The 16226-nt window shown below is 67.4% G+C and carries 12 protein-coding genes; 5 read left to right on the forward strand and 7 right to left on the reverse strand.

All coding sequences use genetic code 11. The features are described from left to right. The first annotated feature begins 1 nt into the window (after nt 1). Complete coding sequence (locus tag ACFWFP_RS00925) at nt 2–2881, forward strand: hypothetical protein (protein WP_379292472.1); 2880 nt, start codon at nt 2–4, stop codon at nt 2879–2881. Nucleotides 2882–3176: 295 nt separating this feature from the next. Beyond that, nucleotides 3177–4193, forward strand: coding sequence for a fatty acid desaturase family protein (locus ACFWFP_RS00930; protein WP_379292473.1), 1017 nt, complete (start codon nt 3177–3179; stop codon nt 4191–4193). A gap of 3 nt (nt 4194–4196) precedes the next feature. Here the strand turns inward: ACFWFP_RS00930 and ACFWFP_RS00935 are convergent, their stop codons facing one another. Beyond that, a complete protein-coding gene (locus ACFWFP_RS00935) occupies nt 4197–4715 on the reverse strand; it encodes a winged helix-turn-helix transcriptional regulator (RefSeq protein ID WP_379292474.1) in 519 nt (172 codons plus the stop codon). Nucleotides 4716–4775: 60 nt separating this feature from the next. Between ACFWFP_RS00935 and ACFWFP_RS00940 the strand changes: the two genes are divergently transcribed. Then, nucleotides 4776–5420: a dihydrofolate reductase family protein gene (locus tag ACFWFP_RS00940; RefSeq protein WP_379292475.1), complete on the forward strand. Its 645-nt coding sequence runs from the start codon at nt 4776–4778 to the stop codon at nt 5418–5420. Between the two features lie 141 nt (nt 5421–5561). On the opposite strand, the gene ACFWFP_RS00945 is transcribed toward ACFWFP_RS00940, so the two are convergent. The 5 genes from ACFWFP_RS00945 to ACFWFP_RS00965 all read right to left on the reverse strand — a co-directional run bounded on the left by ACFWFP_RS00945 (nt 5562) and on the right by ACFWFP_RS00965 (nt 12786). After that, nucleotides 5562–7052, reverse strand: a complete 1491-nt coding sequence (locus ACFWFP_RS00945) for a DUF4246 domain-containing protein (RefSeq protein WP_379292476.1) — start codon at nt 7050–7052, stop codon at nt 5562–5564. Between the two features lie 78 nt (nt 7053–7130). Continuing rightward, nucleotides 7131–9650 carry a polynucleotide kinase-phosphatase gene (locus ACFWFP_RS00950; RefSeq protein WP_379292477.1) on the reverse strand — a complete coding sequence of 840 codons (2520 nt, stop codon included), beginning with the start codon at nt 9648–9650 and terminating at the stop codon, nt 7131–7133. Further along, nucleotides 9651–11048, reverse strand: a complete 1398-nt coding sequence (locus tag ACFWFP_RS00955) for a 3' terminal RNA ribose 2'-O-methyltransferase Hen1 (protein WP_379292478.1) — start codon at nt 11046–11048, stop codon at nt 9651–9653. 47 nt (nt 11049–11095) lie between these two features. Next, the gene (locus ACFWFP_RS00960) at nt 11096–12439 is read right to left on the reverse strand and encodes a permease prefix domain 1-containing protein (protein ID WP_379292479.1); all 1344 of its coding nucleotides are present in this window, start codon (nt 12437–12439) and stop codon (nt 11096–11098) included. Beyond that, nucleotides 12430–12786, reverse strand: coding sequence for a PadR family transcriptional regulator (locus tag ACFWFP_RS00965; protein WP_379292480.1), 357 nt, complete (start codon nt 12784–12786; stop codon nt 12430–12432). The genes ACFWFP_RS00960 and ACFWFP_RS00965 overlap by 10 nt, the downstream gene beginning before the upstream one ends. Before the next feature lie 175 nt (nt 12787–12961). Here ACFWFP_RS00965 and ACFWFP_RS00970 point away from each other — a divergent pair, with 175 nt between their 5' ends. Beyond that, on the forward strand, nt 12962–13669 hold the full coding sequence (locus ACFWFP_RS00970; RefSeq protein WP_379292481.1) for an LppP/LprE family lipoprotein: 708 nt from the start codon (nt 12962–12964) through the stop codon (nt 13667–13669). Between the two features lie 33 nt (nt 13670–13702). On the opposite strand, the gene ACFWFP_RS00975 is transcribed toward ACFWFP_RS00970, so the two are convergent. Beyond that, nucleotides 13703–14866 (reverse strand): metallophosphoesterase, encoded by a 1164-nt coding sequence (locus ACFWFP_RS00975; RefSeq protein ID WP_379292482.1) that lies wholly within the window; start codon nt 14864–14866, stop codon nt 13703–13705. 259 nt (nt 14867–15125) lie between these two features. On the opposite strand from ACFWFP_RS00975, the gene ACFWFP_RS00980 reads away from it, so the two are divergent. Beyond that, nucleotides 15126–16214, forward strand: a complete 1089-nt coding sequence (locus ACFWFP_RS00980; RefSeq protein WP_379292483.1) for an alpha/beta hydrolase — start codon at nt 15126–15128, stop codon at nt 16212–16214. The last annotated feature ends 12 nt before the right edge of the window (nt 16215–16226 follow it).

A 16226-nucleotide genomic window follows, 5' to 3' on the forward strand; every position in this document is an offset into this window, starting at 1 on the left:
GATGTCCATCACTATTCCCAGTGAGCTGGAATGGCTCGGCTGGATCGCCGGCTCGGATTGGCCCGACGGCGACGAAGACCAGATGTGGGCGATTGCCGCCGATTGGCGCAAGGCGGCCGCCGAAATCCGGGACCTGCTGCCCGATTTGGCCTCTGCCAAGAAGGCGACGGTCGAGGCGTACCCATGGGGCGACGGCGTCGAGGCAATGACCACGGCACTGGACAAGCTGGACAAGGGCCCGGAGTCACTGGAGGAACTGGCCAAGGTTCTGGACTATGTGGCGGATTCCGCGGATGCCTTGGCCACCGAGATCGAGTACACCAAGATCCTGGTCATCAGCTCACTGGGCATGCTGGCCGCCGAAATCGCGTTGGCATGGCTGTTTCCGCCGACCGCACCTGCGGTGCAAGCGGCAGCCATCGCTCTCACCCGGGTGGCGGTGCGGCTGCTGGCGAACCGGGCGATCGCCGCCATCGCGCGGTTCGCCGCGAAGACCGGAATCGCCGCGGTCGCCAAGTTCGCGGTGAAGCATGTCGCTCTCAGTACCGTGCTCGGGGCCGGGCAGGATCTCGCGATTCAGGCGTACCAGGTCGGCAAAGGGCATCGCGACGGGATCGACTGGGAAAGGGTGGGCACCACCGCGTACACCGCGGCAGCGGCAGGTGCGGTCGGTGGTCCCGCCGGCGCGCTGTTGGGCAAGGCTGCCGGTAAATTGCCTGTGCCCGATGGGAAATGGACCGCCAAGGGTGTCAATGGTCTGAAAGGCGCGGCTATCGGCGCGGGATCGGGCATGGTGGGCGCGTTGGGGGCTTGGGGCGTCGGCGGTATAGCCAATGGCTGGACCTGGGATCCGCGGCTGCTCACCAGCGGTGCGGGCTACGGTGTGTTGACCGGTGGCAGTAAGGGTTTGCGTCATTCGCCGATCGGTGGTCGGTCCGGTGCGGACGGATTCGATGCGGCGGACCCCGCATATTTCGGTGGGTCGGACGGCAGTAGCGCACCGGTGCGCGGGGGTCATCGCGCCGGGGATCCGGCTGTCAATACTGCCGCGGAGAATCAGCAGAACAATAGGGCTGGAAGCGGGAATCCGGTTGGCGAGAGCGGTTCCGGGTCGCGGGCAGCGGAGGCGGAAAGCAACAATTCCGGGAATAGGACTGGGCAACTGCCGAATTCGGGCGGTGAGACCAGCAGTCCGGCCGGCGAAACCCGTTCCGCTATTCCTGGCGGGTCCGAAAGCGCGGGCGCCCAAGAGGGCTTGTCCGGGCAGGTTGCTGGGAACGAGTCCGGGGCTTTGCCGAAGGGGGCGCCCGCGATGCACGGTGGCGGCGACTCAGCTTCGAATCCGCGGTCCGAGAACGGAACACATTCGGTGTCCGAGTCGTCAGCGCAATCCCGCAGCGCCGGTGACGGTGCTGTCAACGGTGAGGGCTCGAACGGCTCGGTCAAAGAGGTGCATACCGATGGTGGCCGCACTGGTTCGGAAACCGTTGTGCAGGAGGGGAACAACGGTGCGCATTCCGGTGGCGAGCCTGTCGGTGGCGCTCGTCAGGAGCCGAACCCCACACGAACTCCCGCTGTGGGCGACGGCAGCCATGCCAAGCCGGTCGGCGGTGCGGAGAACCGCCCGCAGTTGACCTCGCCGAAGAGCCACGAACCGACCGTGCCCAGGTCGGGCGGCCCCGACCTGCGCGCGGCGGGCTCCGAACCACGAGCGGGAGCCGTCGAACGTCACACGAACCTGTTCGAAGCTCTGCCGGGTGTCGAGGCCGGTCCCGCCGGGAAAGAAGCCCCACCGTCGGCACACCCCGAAACTCGTTCTCCGCGAGAGGAACAGCCGCAGCAGGCGGTCGCGCGGAATCCGGAAGGCGAACAGTCGAGGAATCCCGAGTCGGCGCTCGATTCGGTACGGGATCGGTTGCGCGGGTTGGGCATCGATCCGGACGGTCTGGGTCCGGATCAGATGCGAACTGCCGCGGACGACGCGATCTCGAAGCGTGTCGACGAGTTCGCGGAGCGGACCGCGGCACTCGAGGGGGCGGGCTTGCGGCCGAACGAACTGATGGCGCAACGCCGGGAGTTGCAAGCGCAGATCAACGAGTTCATGAACCAGCGCCGGGAACTACGGGCGGAACTCGACGGCCTTCGACCTACCGCCGAGTCGGGGCCGAACCCGCGATTGAAGCCCCAACCGGCGCCTGAGTCTCAGCCGACCCCCGACGGGGGACTGACACCTGTCAGGGAGCAAACACCCGAGGGCGAGCAGATACCCGCACGACAAGAGAAGCCCGACGAGTTTCCCGACACTACGTCGAAGATTCCGTATACGCCGCGGTACTTCAGCGTCCCGCCGATCGAGGAGTACGAGGCAGCTGCTCCTCCCGATGATTCTGTTTGGGAACCCGAGCCCGAGCCGGAGCCGGAGCCCGAGCCCGAGCCCGAGCCCGAGCCGGAGCCGGAGCCGGAGCCCGTGCCCGAGCCGGAGCCGGAGCCCGTGCCCGAGCCGGAGCCCGTGCCCGAGCCGGAGCCGGAGCCCGTGCCCGAGCCGGAGCCGGAGCCGGAGCCCGAGCCGGAGCCCGATCCCGAGCCGGAGCCGGAGCCGGAGCCGGAGCCGGAGCCGGAGCCGGAGCCGGAGCCGGAGCCCGAACCGGAGCCGGAGCCGGAGCCGGAGCCGGAGCCCGAACCCGAACCGGAGCCGGAGCCCGAACCCGAACCGGAGCCCGAGCCCGAGCCCGAACCGGAGCCCGAGCCCGAGCCCGAACCGGTGCCGGTGCCGGTGCCGGTGCCCGAACCGGAGCCAGTGCCCGAATGCCCTCTTCCGACTGTGGGAGCTGACGACCGAGATGCTGGACAGTCCCTATATCTAGAAGCTGACCCCCGGTAAGCAGGCGAACGCCGAATATCTCTCGATTCGGTCCGGCAGATCAGCGCCACGGCGAGTGACCAAGAGTGCGCAGGCGAACAGATGGCGGTGGACTCGTGGCCATCCTCGGCAGCGATGCGGGCGGTGCACTGCTCGGGGTGGGTGTTCAACACTGCGCGGCAGTTGACTCCGGCGATGACGGCGGCTGCCGTCGAGATCACCGCGGATGGTTGTTCCGAGTAGCCGATGGGGCTCGGTCGTCATCGATCTGCAACCCGTTCACCCGGACGTGGCCTGCATGCGCCATGCTTGTGGCGTGGTTATCGCGTCTGATGTCGTTCCCGTGCGTGGCAGTGAGTACTCGGTCCTGTTGCGTCGCGTCCGGGCGGCGGACCTGCTCGACCGGCAAGTGGGGTATTACGGATGGAAGAGCGCGCTGACCGCGGTGGCCTTCGTGGCTGGTTGGGCGGCATTTTTCGCCATCGGTGACTCCTGGTGGACGCTGGCGGTGGCTGCGTTCCTGGCCGCGGTGTTCTCGCAGATCGCGTTCCTCGGGCACGATGCCGGGCACAAGCAGATCTTCGCCGGGCGGCGGGCCAATTACCTGTACGGGCTGATCGCGGGCAACCTCGCCATCGGACTGAGTATCGGGTGGTGGACGAGCAACCACAACCGGCATCACGCCCACCCCAATACCGAGGGCATGGACCCGGACGCGATGGGAGTGCTCGCGTTCTCCGGCGACCGTGCGCGAGCCGGAAAGGGCTGGCGGCGATTCATTTTCCGCTACCAGGCGTGGTTGTTCTTCCCGCTGCTGCTCCTGGAAGGCGGCAGCCTGCACTGGAAGAGCATCGTCGCGGTGTTCCGCTGGCCGATCCCGAACCGTCTCTGGGAGGGCGCGCTACTGGCTGCGCACTTCATCGGCTTGCTCTCGGCCGCGTTCCTCGTGCTGTCGCCGGGTAAAGCGTTGGTGTTCATCGCCGTTCAGCAGGGTCTGTTCGGTCTGTACATGGGCTCCACCTTCGCGCCCAACCACAAGGGCATGGAGGTTCTGCCGGACGGCGACAACACCGACTTCCTGCGTCGCCAGGTACTCACCTCGCGCAATGTGCGCGGCAGCTTCCTCGTCGACACCGCGATGGGTGGCCTGAACTACCAGATCGAGCACCACCTGTTCCCGTCGATGCCGCGCGCCAACCTGCGCCACGCCCAGCCGATGGTCGCCCAGTTCTGCGCCGAGATCGACGTTCCCTACTGCGAGACCGGTTTGTTCGAGTCGTACCGCCAGGCGATGGCTCACCTGAACGAAGTCGGCCGCCAAGCGGCTCGCTGACGCCTACTCACCGACCGCCTCGAGGTAGGCGGCGGTGAGTTCTGCGAGCACCCCGTCGTCGGGAAGCGGCGCGCCACGCAGATGGGTGGCGCGCAGTTCCTCCATGAATCGTTCCCACATCGGGGGCCCGCCCTCGGACAGTAGCTCCGCGCGCACTGTCAGCTCCGGCGCGGTGTGCAACCAGCGCGCGCCCCACGCCCCCAGCGCGGCCAGCACCGGGACGAGCTGAATCGCGGCCTCGGTGAGGTGATATTCGACCTTCTGCCGATGACTGGGGTCGTCGTCGCGAGTGAGTAGCCCCGCGGCGACGAGTTTGGCGAGCCGCGCGGCCAGGATGTTCGAGGCGATGCCCTCGATGGACCCGGTGAGTAGTTCCCGGAAGTGCGTATGCCCGCCGAACATGATGTCGCGCAAGATGATCAGGCTCCAGCGGTCGCCGAGGAGCTCGACCGTCAGGTTGATCGGGCAGCCCGACTTGCCCGGCGGCACCGGCAACTTTTCCTGAGCAACTGGTTGCGACATAGGATCAGTCTAGGATACGTTCGTCACTGCTTGCACATTGCAATCAGAAAGGGCACCTCGATGGCTCAGATGGTTCGCGTTCAGAACTTCAGCATTTCCAGCGACGGGTACGGCGCGGGGGAGGGTCAGAGTCTGGAATGCCCCTTCGGTCACGCCGACCCCGCTGACTTCATGTACTGGGCAGGCGCCACCGCGCACTGGCCCAACCGGACCGAGCCCGGTGGCACCTACGGTCTCGACGACTACATCACCCGCGACTTCGCCTTCAACATCGGCGCGGAAATCATGGGCCGCAACAAGTTCGGCCCTCAGCGCGGACCGTGGGAGAACTACGACTGGCAGGGCTGGTGGGGTGACAACCCGCCGTTCCGCACTCCGGTCTTCGTGCTCACCCACCATGAGCGCCCGTCGTTTACCTTGGCCGACACCACTTTCCACTTCATCGATGCCACCCCGAAGGACGCGCTCGCCCAGGCGCTGGACGCCGCCGACGGCAAGGATGTACGCATCGGCGGCGGCGTCGCCACAGTCCGCGAATTCCTCGCCGCCGACCTCGTCGACGCCATGCACATCGTCGTCGCACCGGTGGAAATCGGTGCGGGCGAACGACTGTGGGACAGCCCCGACGACTACGACGACCGCTTCCACCATGAGCAGGTCCCCAGCCCCAGCGGAGTCGTCCACCACTTCTTCTGGCGTCGCTGAGTCGTCAGTTCTGGCAGACGGGGAAGGCGGCAGTGGGCGGGGCAGGCGAGGATGTAGCACGTGTTGCCCAGTAACAGGCACTCCTCGAGGGCGGCTTGGTCGGCGGATTCCTGATGGCCGACGAAAGCTGTGGCATCGAGATCAATGCTCGCAGAGGGAGAATTCGCGTTCGTACAGTTCGTTGTTGTGTTCGTCGACGAAGAACTTTCGCTCTCGCATCAGTTCTGTGCGGAAAGCGTCGGCTTGGGCCGCGGTCATTGTCGATGTCGGGGACCAGGGCTGTTGGGGCGGGATGTCGGAGGTCGAGATGATGGTCACCGAGGGGTCGACCAGGAAGAAGGCCAGGATCTTGCGGTGGCCGGGTCGGGTCGGGTCCTGGAGCCGGAACGGTGCGACGCGATGCTGGAGGATGTTCGGGAATGCCACGCAGCGACCGGCTTCGGCTTTGACTGATCCCAGGTCTTGGTTGAGGGCGTCTTCGTCGGCGAGACCGAAGACTTCGCGCATTCCGGTTTCGTCGTTCTGGTCGTATTCCGGGTCGTCGATCGCCGCGCGGAAACCGAGCCGGCTGTCGGTGATGTTCTCGGTGTCCCAGTAGTAGATTCCGGTGGCGACGATGCGTTCGTTGAGCATTGCCTCGACGTGCCACGAACCGCCCGGATACTCCGGCTGCTCGGGTGTGAGATGAATGGCGGCGAGTTTGACGATGACCTGCAATCTGCGCCCGGTGAGGTCGACGCGAACGGTGTCGTCGACGGGTGTGGGCGGCTGGAAAGCGGGGGCGTCGGGGATGGTCGGGCGGCGATTTTCCCACCATTCGTCCCACGCGACGTCGAAGGCTTCCTTGGCCTCGTCGCTCTCATCGGCCGGCTCGGTCGGTTCGGAGTCTTCGTACCAGGTGAAGGGGTTGACATCGATCCGCACCGGTCGTGGTCGGCGAAGATCGGTCAGCACGTTGGCCAGCAGCGGGAGCATCCGGGCGAACAGTTCCGGCAAGACGGATTCGAGTGCGTGATGGCGGGCCGGGTCGACGTTGTTGACGTAGGAACGGAAGGTGACGTCGCCGGTGTCGGTGACATCGACATCGGTCGGCAGCCATTGAAACTTCTGCGAGTACGCATACTCGGCGTCGTTTTTCGCTGGGCCGGGCCATGGTGCGTCATCGGACCGGCTGACGCCGCGAACCAGGCAGTACAGCGACGGATGGACGAGATTGCGTACCTGACCGTTCGATCCGGGATGCCAATCCTGTTCTGCCGCTGGAACATCTTCGAGCACCTGACACGCCGCGCGCAGGCGATCCCGTAGCGCGCCGTCGATCAGGGTGTCCGATTGCCACACCCCATCGACAGCGGATACCTCGATCCCGGTCCCTTCGTCGCGCAATCCGGCGTAGTACGCGAGTTCGTCGAGCACATAGCGGATTTGAGCTTCCGTCATGCCGGACTCGGCGGCCTCCCTGGTCCATCGGGCGACGATGCCGGAGTCCTGTGCCTTCCGATGCCACTGCGCTTTCTCCCGAACAGCGGCGCTCAATCGCATCATCTCCAGCTCGCGCACCGTCCTGACCGGTGCGACAGCCACCAGATGAGCGGCACGAAAGGGCAACGGAAACGGGGCGAGCAGGGTCAATTCTCTATTCTCTCAACAGTTCTGGCGAGTCACGCGGTGCGAATACCGGAGCTGACACTATGTGACCGTCGGCAAGGCTCACAGGCGAGGGTCGGTCGGTACGGATTCCATGGCCAGGATGGCGAAGACCAATTCGTGGACGCGCCACAGCGGTTCGCCCGTGGCGACGGCGTCCAAGGCGGCCAGGCCGAGGGTGTGTTCGCGCAGGGCGAGGGTGCGTTTGCGGCTGAGGGTGCGGTCGCGGAGCCGGGTGAGGTGTTCCGGGGTGGTGTAGTCGGGACCGTAGATGATGCGGAGGTATTCGCGGCCTCGGCATTTGATGCCGGGCTGGACGAGTGTGCCTTTGCTGCGGTGGGCGAGGCCGGCGTAGGGCTTGATGACCATGCCTTCGCCGCCTGCCGCGGTCATCTCGAGCCACCAGGCGGTGGCTTCGGCTTCAGCGGCGGGGTCGGACAGATCGACGATTCGGCGGGCGGTCGGGCGGAAGGTCACAGGGTCGGCCGCAACAAGACGGTCGCTGATGTCGAGGTGCCAGCCGTGGTCGCGGTCGGCATAGCCCGCGCCCTCGGAGGCCAGGAGGGCGAACGGGGCGATCTGGACGCCGTCGAGTCCTGTTGTCGGCCAGCAGTATCGGCGGTACGCCGTGGTGAAACTGTCCGCGTTCTCGGTGCGGGTGGCGGTGCGGGCACGCAGTGCGCCGAGGTCGAGCCCGCGGGCCAGTCCGGCGTCGAGTGCCGCGACCGCGGAGGGCAGGGCGGACCGTGCGGCGGCGCCGGCGCCCGCGTACTGGGTGCGGATCAGCCCGGCGGCCTTGGCGGACCAGGGCAGCAGCTCGCAGTCCAGCAGCAGCCAGTCCGACTCGAGTTCGTCGAAAAGCGGTGCGGCCGCGACACGGACGCGGTCCAGCAGGGTTTCGGTGAGGGACCCGTCGTTGAAGAACGACCGGCCCGTGCGGGTGTAGATCGCCCCCGAGCATCCGTCGCCGACCCCGAAGCGGGCCGCTGCCCGGTCCCGGCAGACGAGCACCACGGCCCGTGACCCCATGTGCTTCTCCTCGCACACCACCTTGTCCACGCCCGCCGCGCGATAGTCGGCGAACGCCTCGGTGGGGTATTCGAGATACCCCTCGACGGTCGATGTCGACGGCGGGGACATGGTCGGCGGCAACCACAGCAACAGCCGGGGATCGATCGCGAACCGGCTCATCACCTCCAGCGCGGCCGCCGAGTGCTCGGCATCGACGATCACCGTGCCGTGCTCGGTGCGGATGTGCCTGCGCCCGGTGACATCGGCGAGGTCGAGCGTCTCGTCGTCGCGCGCGGATTCGGCCTCGGCGAGCGGCCGGATCGGCTCGTAGTACATCCGCTCGGCCTGCACCGCGACGAACGTCTTCTCGGGGTAGCGCAGGGCCGTCAGTTCGCCGCCGAACACCGCGCCGGTGTCGAGGCAGACGGTGTTGTTGATCCATTCCACCTTCGGCGTCGGCACGTGTCCGTAGACGACCGTCGCCGCACCGCGATAGTCCCGTGCCCACGGATAGCGCACCGGCAAGCCGTATTCGTCTGTCTCCCCGGTGGATTCGCCGTAGAGACAGAAGTCGCGAACCCGCCCGGACGCACGACCGTGGTAGGCCTCCTTCAGTCCGGCGTGCGCGACCACGAGCCGCCCGCCGTCCAACCGCAGGTGGCTCACGAGGTCGTGGATCCAGTGCGCGGCGGACTCGATGAACTCCGGTGTCTCGCCGTCCAATTGCTCGAGCGTCTCGGCGAGGCCGTGGGATACCGTGACGTTCTTGCCACGCAACTTCTTCAGCAGCTTCTGCTCGTGATTGCCCGGCACGCACAGCGCGTTGCCGCTCGCGGTCATCCCCATCACCAACCGCAGCACGCCCGGTGAATCGGGCCCGCGGTCGACGAGGTCGCCGACGAAGACCGCCTGACGCCCCGCCGGGTGCGTGGCATCGACAGGACGACCTGCTTCGTCGCGAACCAGCGTCCACCCGAGTTCGCCCAGCAGCGTTTCCAATTCGGCCCGGCAGCCGTGCACATCGCCGATGATGTCGAACGGCCCCGTGAGCTCACGCCGGTCGTTCCACGCCTTTTCGTAGGTGATCGTCACCTCGGCGGGGTCGCGGACGACATGCACCTTGCGGAAACCCTCGCGACCGAGCTCGCGCAGGGAACGCCGCAGGTCCTGACTCTGCCGCTTCAGTACATTGCGCCCGAAGTCGCGATCGGTGCGGCCCTGAGTACGTTCCCACGCCACGGCTTCGGGCGTATCGAGGACGATCGCGACGGGCAGCACATCGAAAGACCGGGCCAGCGCCACCAATTCGGCCCGCGCGTGCTTCTGCACATTGGTGGCGTCGATGACGACGCGTCGACCGGCACGCAGCCGGATCCCGGCGATGTGGCCGAGCGCGTCGAAGGCGTCCTTCGTCGCGGACTGATCGTTCTCGTCGTCGGCCACCATCCCACGGAAGAAGTCCGACGACAGCACCTCGGTGGGCTTGAAGTGCGCACGGGCGAACGTGGATTTGCCGGAACCGGAGATGCCGACGAGGGCGATGAGCGAGAGCTCGGGGAGGTCGATGTTCACTTACGCGGCCTTCCGGAAAAGCGCGAGCTGGGTGGGGGAGCCGGTCTGCGGGTCGTGGTCGCCGACCGGGCGGATATCGACGGTGTAGCCGAAGGTCTCGGCGACGCGGGCGCACCAGGCGGCGAATTCCGCACGGGTCCACTCGAATCGGTGATCGTCGTGGCGGTGACCGTCGAGGGTTTCGTAGTGCACGTTGTATTCCACGTTCGGCGTCGTCACGATCACGGCGCCGGGCGCGGCGTGCCCGAAGACGGCGCGTTCGAGCGCGGGCAACCGGGACTCGTCGACGTGTTCGATCACCTCCATGAGCACCGCCGCGTCGAAGCCGCGCAGCCGGTTGTCGTGGTAGGTCAGCGCGGACTGGATCAGGGTGATCCTGGCTCGCTGGCGGTCCGACATCCGGTCGAACTTCAACCGGCGCTCCGCCATCGAGAGTGCGGCGCTCGAGACATCGGCGCCGACGATCTCGGTGAACCTGGCCTCGGCTTGCAGCGCGAGAAGCAAAGCGCCCGGGCCACAACCGAGATCGAGGACACGCGATGCGCCGGTCTCGGCGAGCGCGGCGAGTACCGCCTCTTTACGGAGCTTCACCAAGGGCGTGCGGCGCTCGGCGGCTTCGACGCGTTCGACCGCGTCCCCGGGGATCTCGGCATCGTCGACCACCTCGTCCGCCGAGCGCAGGCGTTCCAGCGCGGACAACATGAGTGTTCGTCGTCCGGCCAGATAGCGTCGCGCGATCAGTTCGCGGTCGGGGTGGTTGCCGAGCCAGCCCTCGCCCGCGCGCAGCAGTTTGTCGACCTCGTCGGCATCCACCCAGTAGTGCTTGGCGTCATCGAGCACCGGCAACAGCACGTAGAGGTGGTTCAGCGCCTCTGCCAGCCGCAGCGTCCCGGTCAAACGCAGATGGGTGTAGGGCGATGGACCCCATTCCGGGAACTCCGGATCGAGGGGCGCCGACGTGGTCGACACCGTCCAGCCCAGTGGCGCGAACAGCCTCTCGACGATCTCGGTTCCGCCCCGGCACGGCACGGCGGGCACGTCGATCTCCAGCGGAATCGCTGTCCGCGCCAGCTCTGTACGGTCCCGGCTCGTGCCGTTCAGCGCCGACCGGAACACCTTGCCCAGTGCCACCGACAGCAGGCTCGACGCCACATACGGCCGGTCGTTGACGTAGCGCCCGAGCGCGGATCCGTTGTGCCCCTTGCTCGGTCGCGCCAGCTCCACCGGATCGACCTCCAGCAGCAGGGCGACGGTGCAGCGGTCGACATCGGCCTGCGGATAGAAGACGTGGGCCGTGCCGCCGGTGGTCGTGAACGACTGCACACGGTCGGGATGCTTGACCACGAGGTATCCGAGGTCGGTCGCCGGCGTGTGAGTCGTGGAGATCGTCAAGAGCACTTGATGATCCTGTCACGGACCGCCAGCGATTTTCGCCGACTGCCAGATCATCGGAAGTCGAACGACGGCGGGATGGCGACGATGACAGCGGCCGCCCACACGCCGTATACGGGGAGGTAGTCGGTCTGCCAGCGCTCGAGGGCGGCGAAGGGCTTCGTGCCGCGCACGAAGCCGAGCCCGAGGTGGCCCGACCACACGAGGTTCACCAGCAACACCACGTTCAGTCCGAGCGCGACCACTTTGTTCGGGGTGGAGCCGAACTCGGCGATCCGGGTGAGCATGGCGGCCAGCATGATCACGTCGACGACCAGCGCCGTGCCCACCAGCACCAACTGCAGCCGGTCGAACAAGCCGGGTGGGGTCAGCGGATCGCGGGCGGAGATCGTGTAGAGGAGCAGGCCGAGGACCAGCACGAGGATCAGATCCATCATGATGAGCAGATCGCGGTCGATCGCGGTCAGGCTGCGGGTGGTCGCGAGGGCGGCGAGCAGCGCGACCAGCATGACGATGGTGAGCGGGGTGAAGACCCGGGTGAGCACCGGCGCGATGTTCTCCACGACGTTCTGTTTGGCTTCGACCAGCCAGGCGGCGACGATCACCGCGCCCGCGGCGCCGAAGGGCAGCACCCAGTTTTCGATCACCGGCTCGATGCTGAAATCGAGGGTTCCGAACGCGCCGACCGTCAGTCCGATCAGCACGCCGCCGCCGAGCGCCAGCAAGGTCAGGTAGACGAACCACTCCCCGGTGAACCGGATGAAGTCCATCCGCCGCCGCCCGCAGCGCCAGTCACCGCCCGCGTACGCGAGGCCGACCACCAACCACAGCAGGATCGGTGCGTGGATCGCCGCGATGATCTCGGTCGCCCCTTCGGGCTCGAACGGATACAGGTTCAGCACGAGTGCGGTGAGCACGACAGGCACGAGCAGCACGGCGCCCACTCGCGCGGGAACCTGGCGTTTCCACGCGAAATAGCCTGCGAGGAAGGGTAATACGAGCAGGCTGAGGTTGAGGCCCAAGGCGGGGCCCTCGAGCCAGGTGAAGCCCGCCTTCACCGTGAGCGCCGCTCCGACGGCGAAGGCGAGAACCACCAACAGCTCTCGATGGCCCGCACCGCCCTCGGGTTCCTCCGGCACCAGAACGAGTTGCTTCCACAGTCTTTCGGAGTGCTCGAGCGCGAACTCCCGGGAGATCGCGTCCATGCTGCCCATCCGTTTCACCGCGACCAGGAATGCCTCGTCGCCGGACAGCCCCGCGGTTCGCAAGGTCGAGATCTGTTCGCGCAGATGGTCTTCCATCTCGTCGACGTCGGCGACCGAAATCGCGCGATGCCGCTGGACGTACCCGCGCCACTGGTCGATGTGGGCCTGCAGCTCGGTCTCCATCACGCCCATCCCTTCGCTGCCGGCGGGGTGGCGCTACGCCAGATCTGGTCGAGGGCCTCGGCGACCACACTCCACTGGGCTTGTCGTTCGGCGAGTGCCGCCCGGCCCGACTCGGTGATCAGGTAGTGCTTGCGTCGACGTCCGCCCTCGGACACCCGCCATGTCGACGACACGTGCCCGAGCCGTTCCAGTCGGTGCAGCAGCGGGTACAGCATCCCGTCGGTCCACTGCATCCGCCCGCGGGAGAGCTGGTTGACCTGCTCGAGGATGGCGTAGCCGTACGACTCACCCTCGGCCAGAATCCCGAGCACCAGCGGCGTCGCCGAGGCCGCCACCAGGTCTTTGTCTATGCGCATCGCACTCCTATACCTAGAAGATCTATGTCATAACCTAGCAGATCTAGGTATATGGGTGTGGATGTCGCACCCTAGGGTGAGGATTTCGTTGAATCGCCTAACGACCGTGTCGAGGGCCCCGATGAAGTCTGCATGTACGCGCTACAGCGCGTAGGGGACACAGAATCGAGGAACCATGAAGAACGCAGTTCGGATGGGCGCGCTGATCGCCGTCGCCACGGCACTGGTCACAGGCTGCACCGACCAAAATGGTTCGGGGACAACAACATCGACCTCCCGTGCGACGGTCGCCTCGTCGACCACGCGCGCACCCGCGCCGGGTACCCAGGCCCCGGGGCCGACCGCGCCCGAGGAGACCGCCGCGCCCCGGCCCGGCGCCACCATCGCGCCGGAGCCCGAAACGCCGCCGGTCACACAGGCTCCCACGCTGATCCCGGCCCCCGGCACCACCTCTCCCGGCCCCGCTGACAACATCAGTGGCCCGGGCCGCTGCATCGACCCGGCTTCGGCCGGTGTGCAGAATGCCCTCGCGAGCCTGCAGGGAAGCTGGGTCGCCGGACAGGCTTCGAGTGATCAGCCGGGTAGCTGTGGACAGCTGCTGTATGTGCGCGCCATCGGCGGCAACTCCGCGGGCGCGCCGATCCACATCTTGTTCTTCCGCAACGGAAAGTACTTGGGCACGGGCACTTCTGAGCCGTACGCCTTCACCACCGTTGTCGGGTCGAGCAACAACGCGGTCACCGTCGACTACCGCTGGCTGGCCGGTGACGAACCCTTTGCCGCACCGCAGGGAGGCCCCGCGACGATCACCTATTCGTGGAACGGTTCGAAGGTGGTGATGGGCGGCACGCTGCCGACCGAAGTCACCCAGCCGCACCGCTGATCCGATCTCGGACGCCTCGCTCGGAAATCGGGTTCAGTTGTGCGGATGCAGCACCAGCACCGTGATCTCACTGGGGGCGAAGACCCGCAGCTGCGGACCCCAGAAGCCGGTGCCGCGGCTGGTGTAGAGCTGGGTGTTGTTCGCGTGCCTGCTCAGGCCCGCGACCACCGGCTGGTCGAGCCGGACCAGGTAGTGGAACGGCCAGATCTGCCCGCCGTGGGTGTGACCGGAGATCTGTAGCGCGACGCCCGCCGCGGCGCTGTCGGCGATCTGCTTGGGCTGGTGGGCCAGCAGGACGACCGGCAGCGAAGGGTCGGCGCCCGCGAGCGCGGCGGGCAGATCAGGGCCGTGACCGGGCAGGCCGACGCCGGTCGGGTCGTCGATGCCGGCGATGACGAGCCGGTCGCCGTCGCGGGTGAGGACGCTGTGCTGGTTGTGCAGCGGCTGCCAGCCGAGCGAGGCCATGTAGTCGATCCAGCCCTGCGCGTCACCGAAGTACTCGTGATTGCCGGTGATGTAGAACCGGCCAAGCGGCGCCTCGACCTTGCCGAGCGGATCGACCTGCGCCTGGCGTTTGACGACCGAGCCGTCGGCGAGGTCACCGGCGTGGCACGCGATATCGGGCCGCTGCGCGTTGACCACCTCGACCACGCGCTCCGACCAGCGCCGCCGATTCAGCGCGGCGAAGTGGGTGTCGGTGACGACCACTACGCGCAACCCGTCCAGTCCCCGCGCCAGCCCACGAATCGCGACGTCGACCGTGCGCACCCGGGGCACCCGGCGCGCCTCGTACACGCCCCACCCGACCAGCACCGTCGAGGTCACCAGCACCCCGGCGGCCACGATCCGGGCACCGTCGACCCCGCCGGCGGCCAGCGCGCCCCGCGCGAGCAGCCCGATCACCGACCAGGAGAACACCACCCACACCACCCCGAGCAGGGTGTCGCCGACGATCACCGCCGGGTCGGACTGCGCGGGCCCGTGGCCGAGGAACATCGTGAGCGGCAGGCACACGAGGGCGGCCGCGGCGATCGCCGTCCCGATCCAGAACAGCGTCCCGCTGCCACCGGTCGGCGCAGAGACCAACGTCCACCAGGGGAGGCCGAACAGCAGGGCGAGGACCAGCGACAACATCATCAGGCGTACGGCGAGCTTCACGGCGGTCCCGTTCTGGGCAGGGCGGCCGGGCACGGCCACGAATCGACCTCCCAGGGTAGCGCTCCGTCCGCGCCGCCCCTCGCCGAGAATCCGCAGTTCGCAGCGGGCGCCCGAAGCAAGCTGCCCCACTTCACAATTCGATGTACCCCTGGGATCGGCTGCGCGCTATGCTGCCCGACAGGGCCCCGCGCGCAGGTGTGATACCGCGGCGGGTCGAGTGGGGAAGCGGCGAGGCCGCACAGACGGGAAGGTCAGAACACCGATCATGCGTGGGGTAAAGAGAGTTCTTCGGCGAGTGATGGCAGGCGCCGTCGTGGCTGTGGTGCCGTTCGGCGCCTCGGTCACGCCTGCCGCCGCCGATGCCGACCCGTCCGCGATCGACTTCCGGGTGGATACATCGATGGGGGAGATCAACACCAGGATCATCCGCGCGGCCGACGGCAACACCGATCGGGTGGTCTACCTGCTCGACGGCGAACGCGCCGAGGACGACCTCAACGGCTGGGAGAAGCACACCACCATCCCGGCGCAGATGGCGAAGTTCAACATCAACGTGGTGATGCCGGTCGGCGGGCAGTCCAGCTTCTACGCCGACTGGGAGCAGCCGAGCAACTTCTTCGGCGTCAACCCCGACGGGTCGATGCTGCCCAGCGCCGACTCCGGCTCGGCGATCGGCGGCTGGGAGGACACCCAGGGCAAGGTCAACACCTACCAATGGGAAACCTTCATCACCAAGACGCTGCCGGAGGCGATGAAGGCCCGGCTGGGCTTCAGTGCGACCCGCAACGGTGTGGTCGGCCTGTCCAGCGGCGGTAGCGCGGCGATGCTGATGGCGGCCTACCACCCCGAGCAGTTCACCTACGCCGGGTCGCTGTCGGGCTACCTGCACATGTCGATGCCCGGTATGCGTGAGGCGCTCGGCGGGGCGATGATCGCCAGCGGTGGGTACAACATCGAGGCGATGGCCCCCGCGGGCAGTGAGAAGTGGAAGCGGATGGACCCGTACGGGTTCGCCGAGAAGCTGATCGCCAACAACACCCGCCTCTACGTCTCCGCCGGTAGCGCCAAGCCCGCCGATCAGGACCTGTCCTCGGTCGACGCGATCACCCAGGGCATGCCACTGGAGGCGATCGCCCTGGCCAACACCCGCTCGTTCGAAAAGCGGGTCACCGCACTGGGTTACGAGAACGTCAGCTACGACTTCCCCGACATCGGGATCCACAACTGGGGCACCTGGGAACAGGTCGCCATCCGCCTGATGCCCGACATGGCGCGCAACATCGGCAAGCCGCTGCCCGCGGGCGCCACCCCGCCCGCCGGTGGCGCGCCGCCCGCCGGCGGACCGCCGGCCGGTGGCCCGCCCGCCGGTGGCGAACCGCCGAAGTAGGCTCTGCCGCAA

This window comes from Nocardia sp. NPDC060249 (assembly GCF_042728755.1).
GTDB lineage: Bacteria > Actinomycetota > Actinomycetes > Mycobacteriales > Mycobacteriaceae > Nocardia.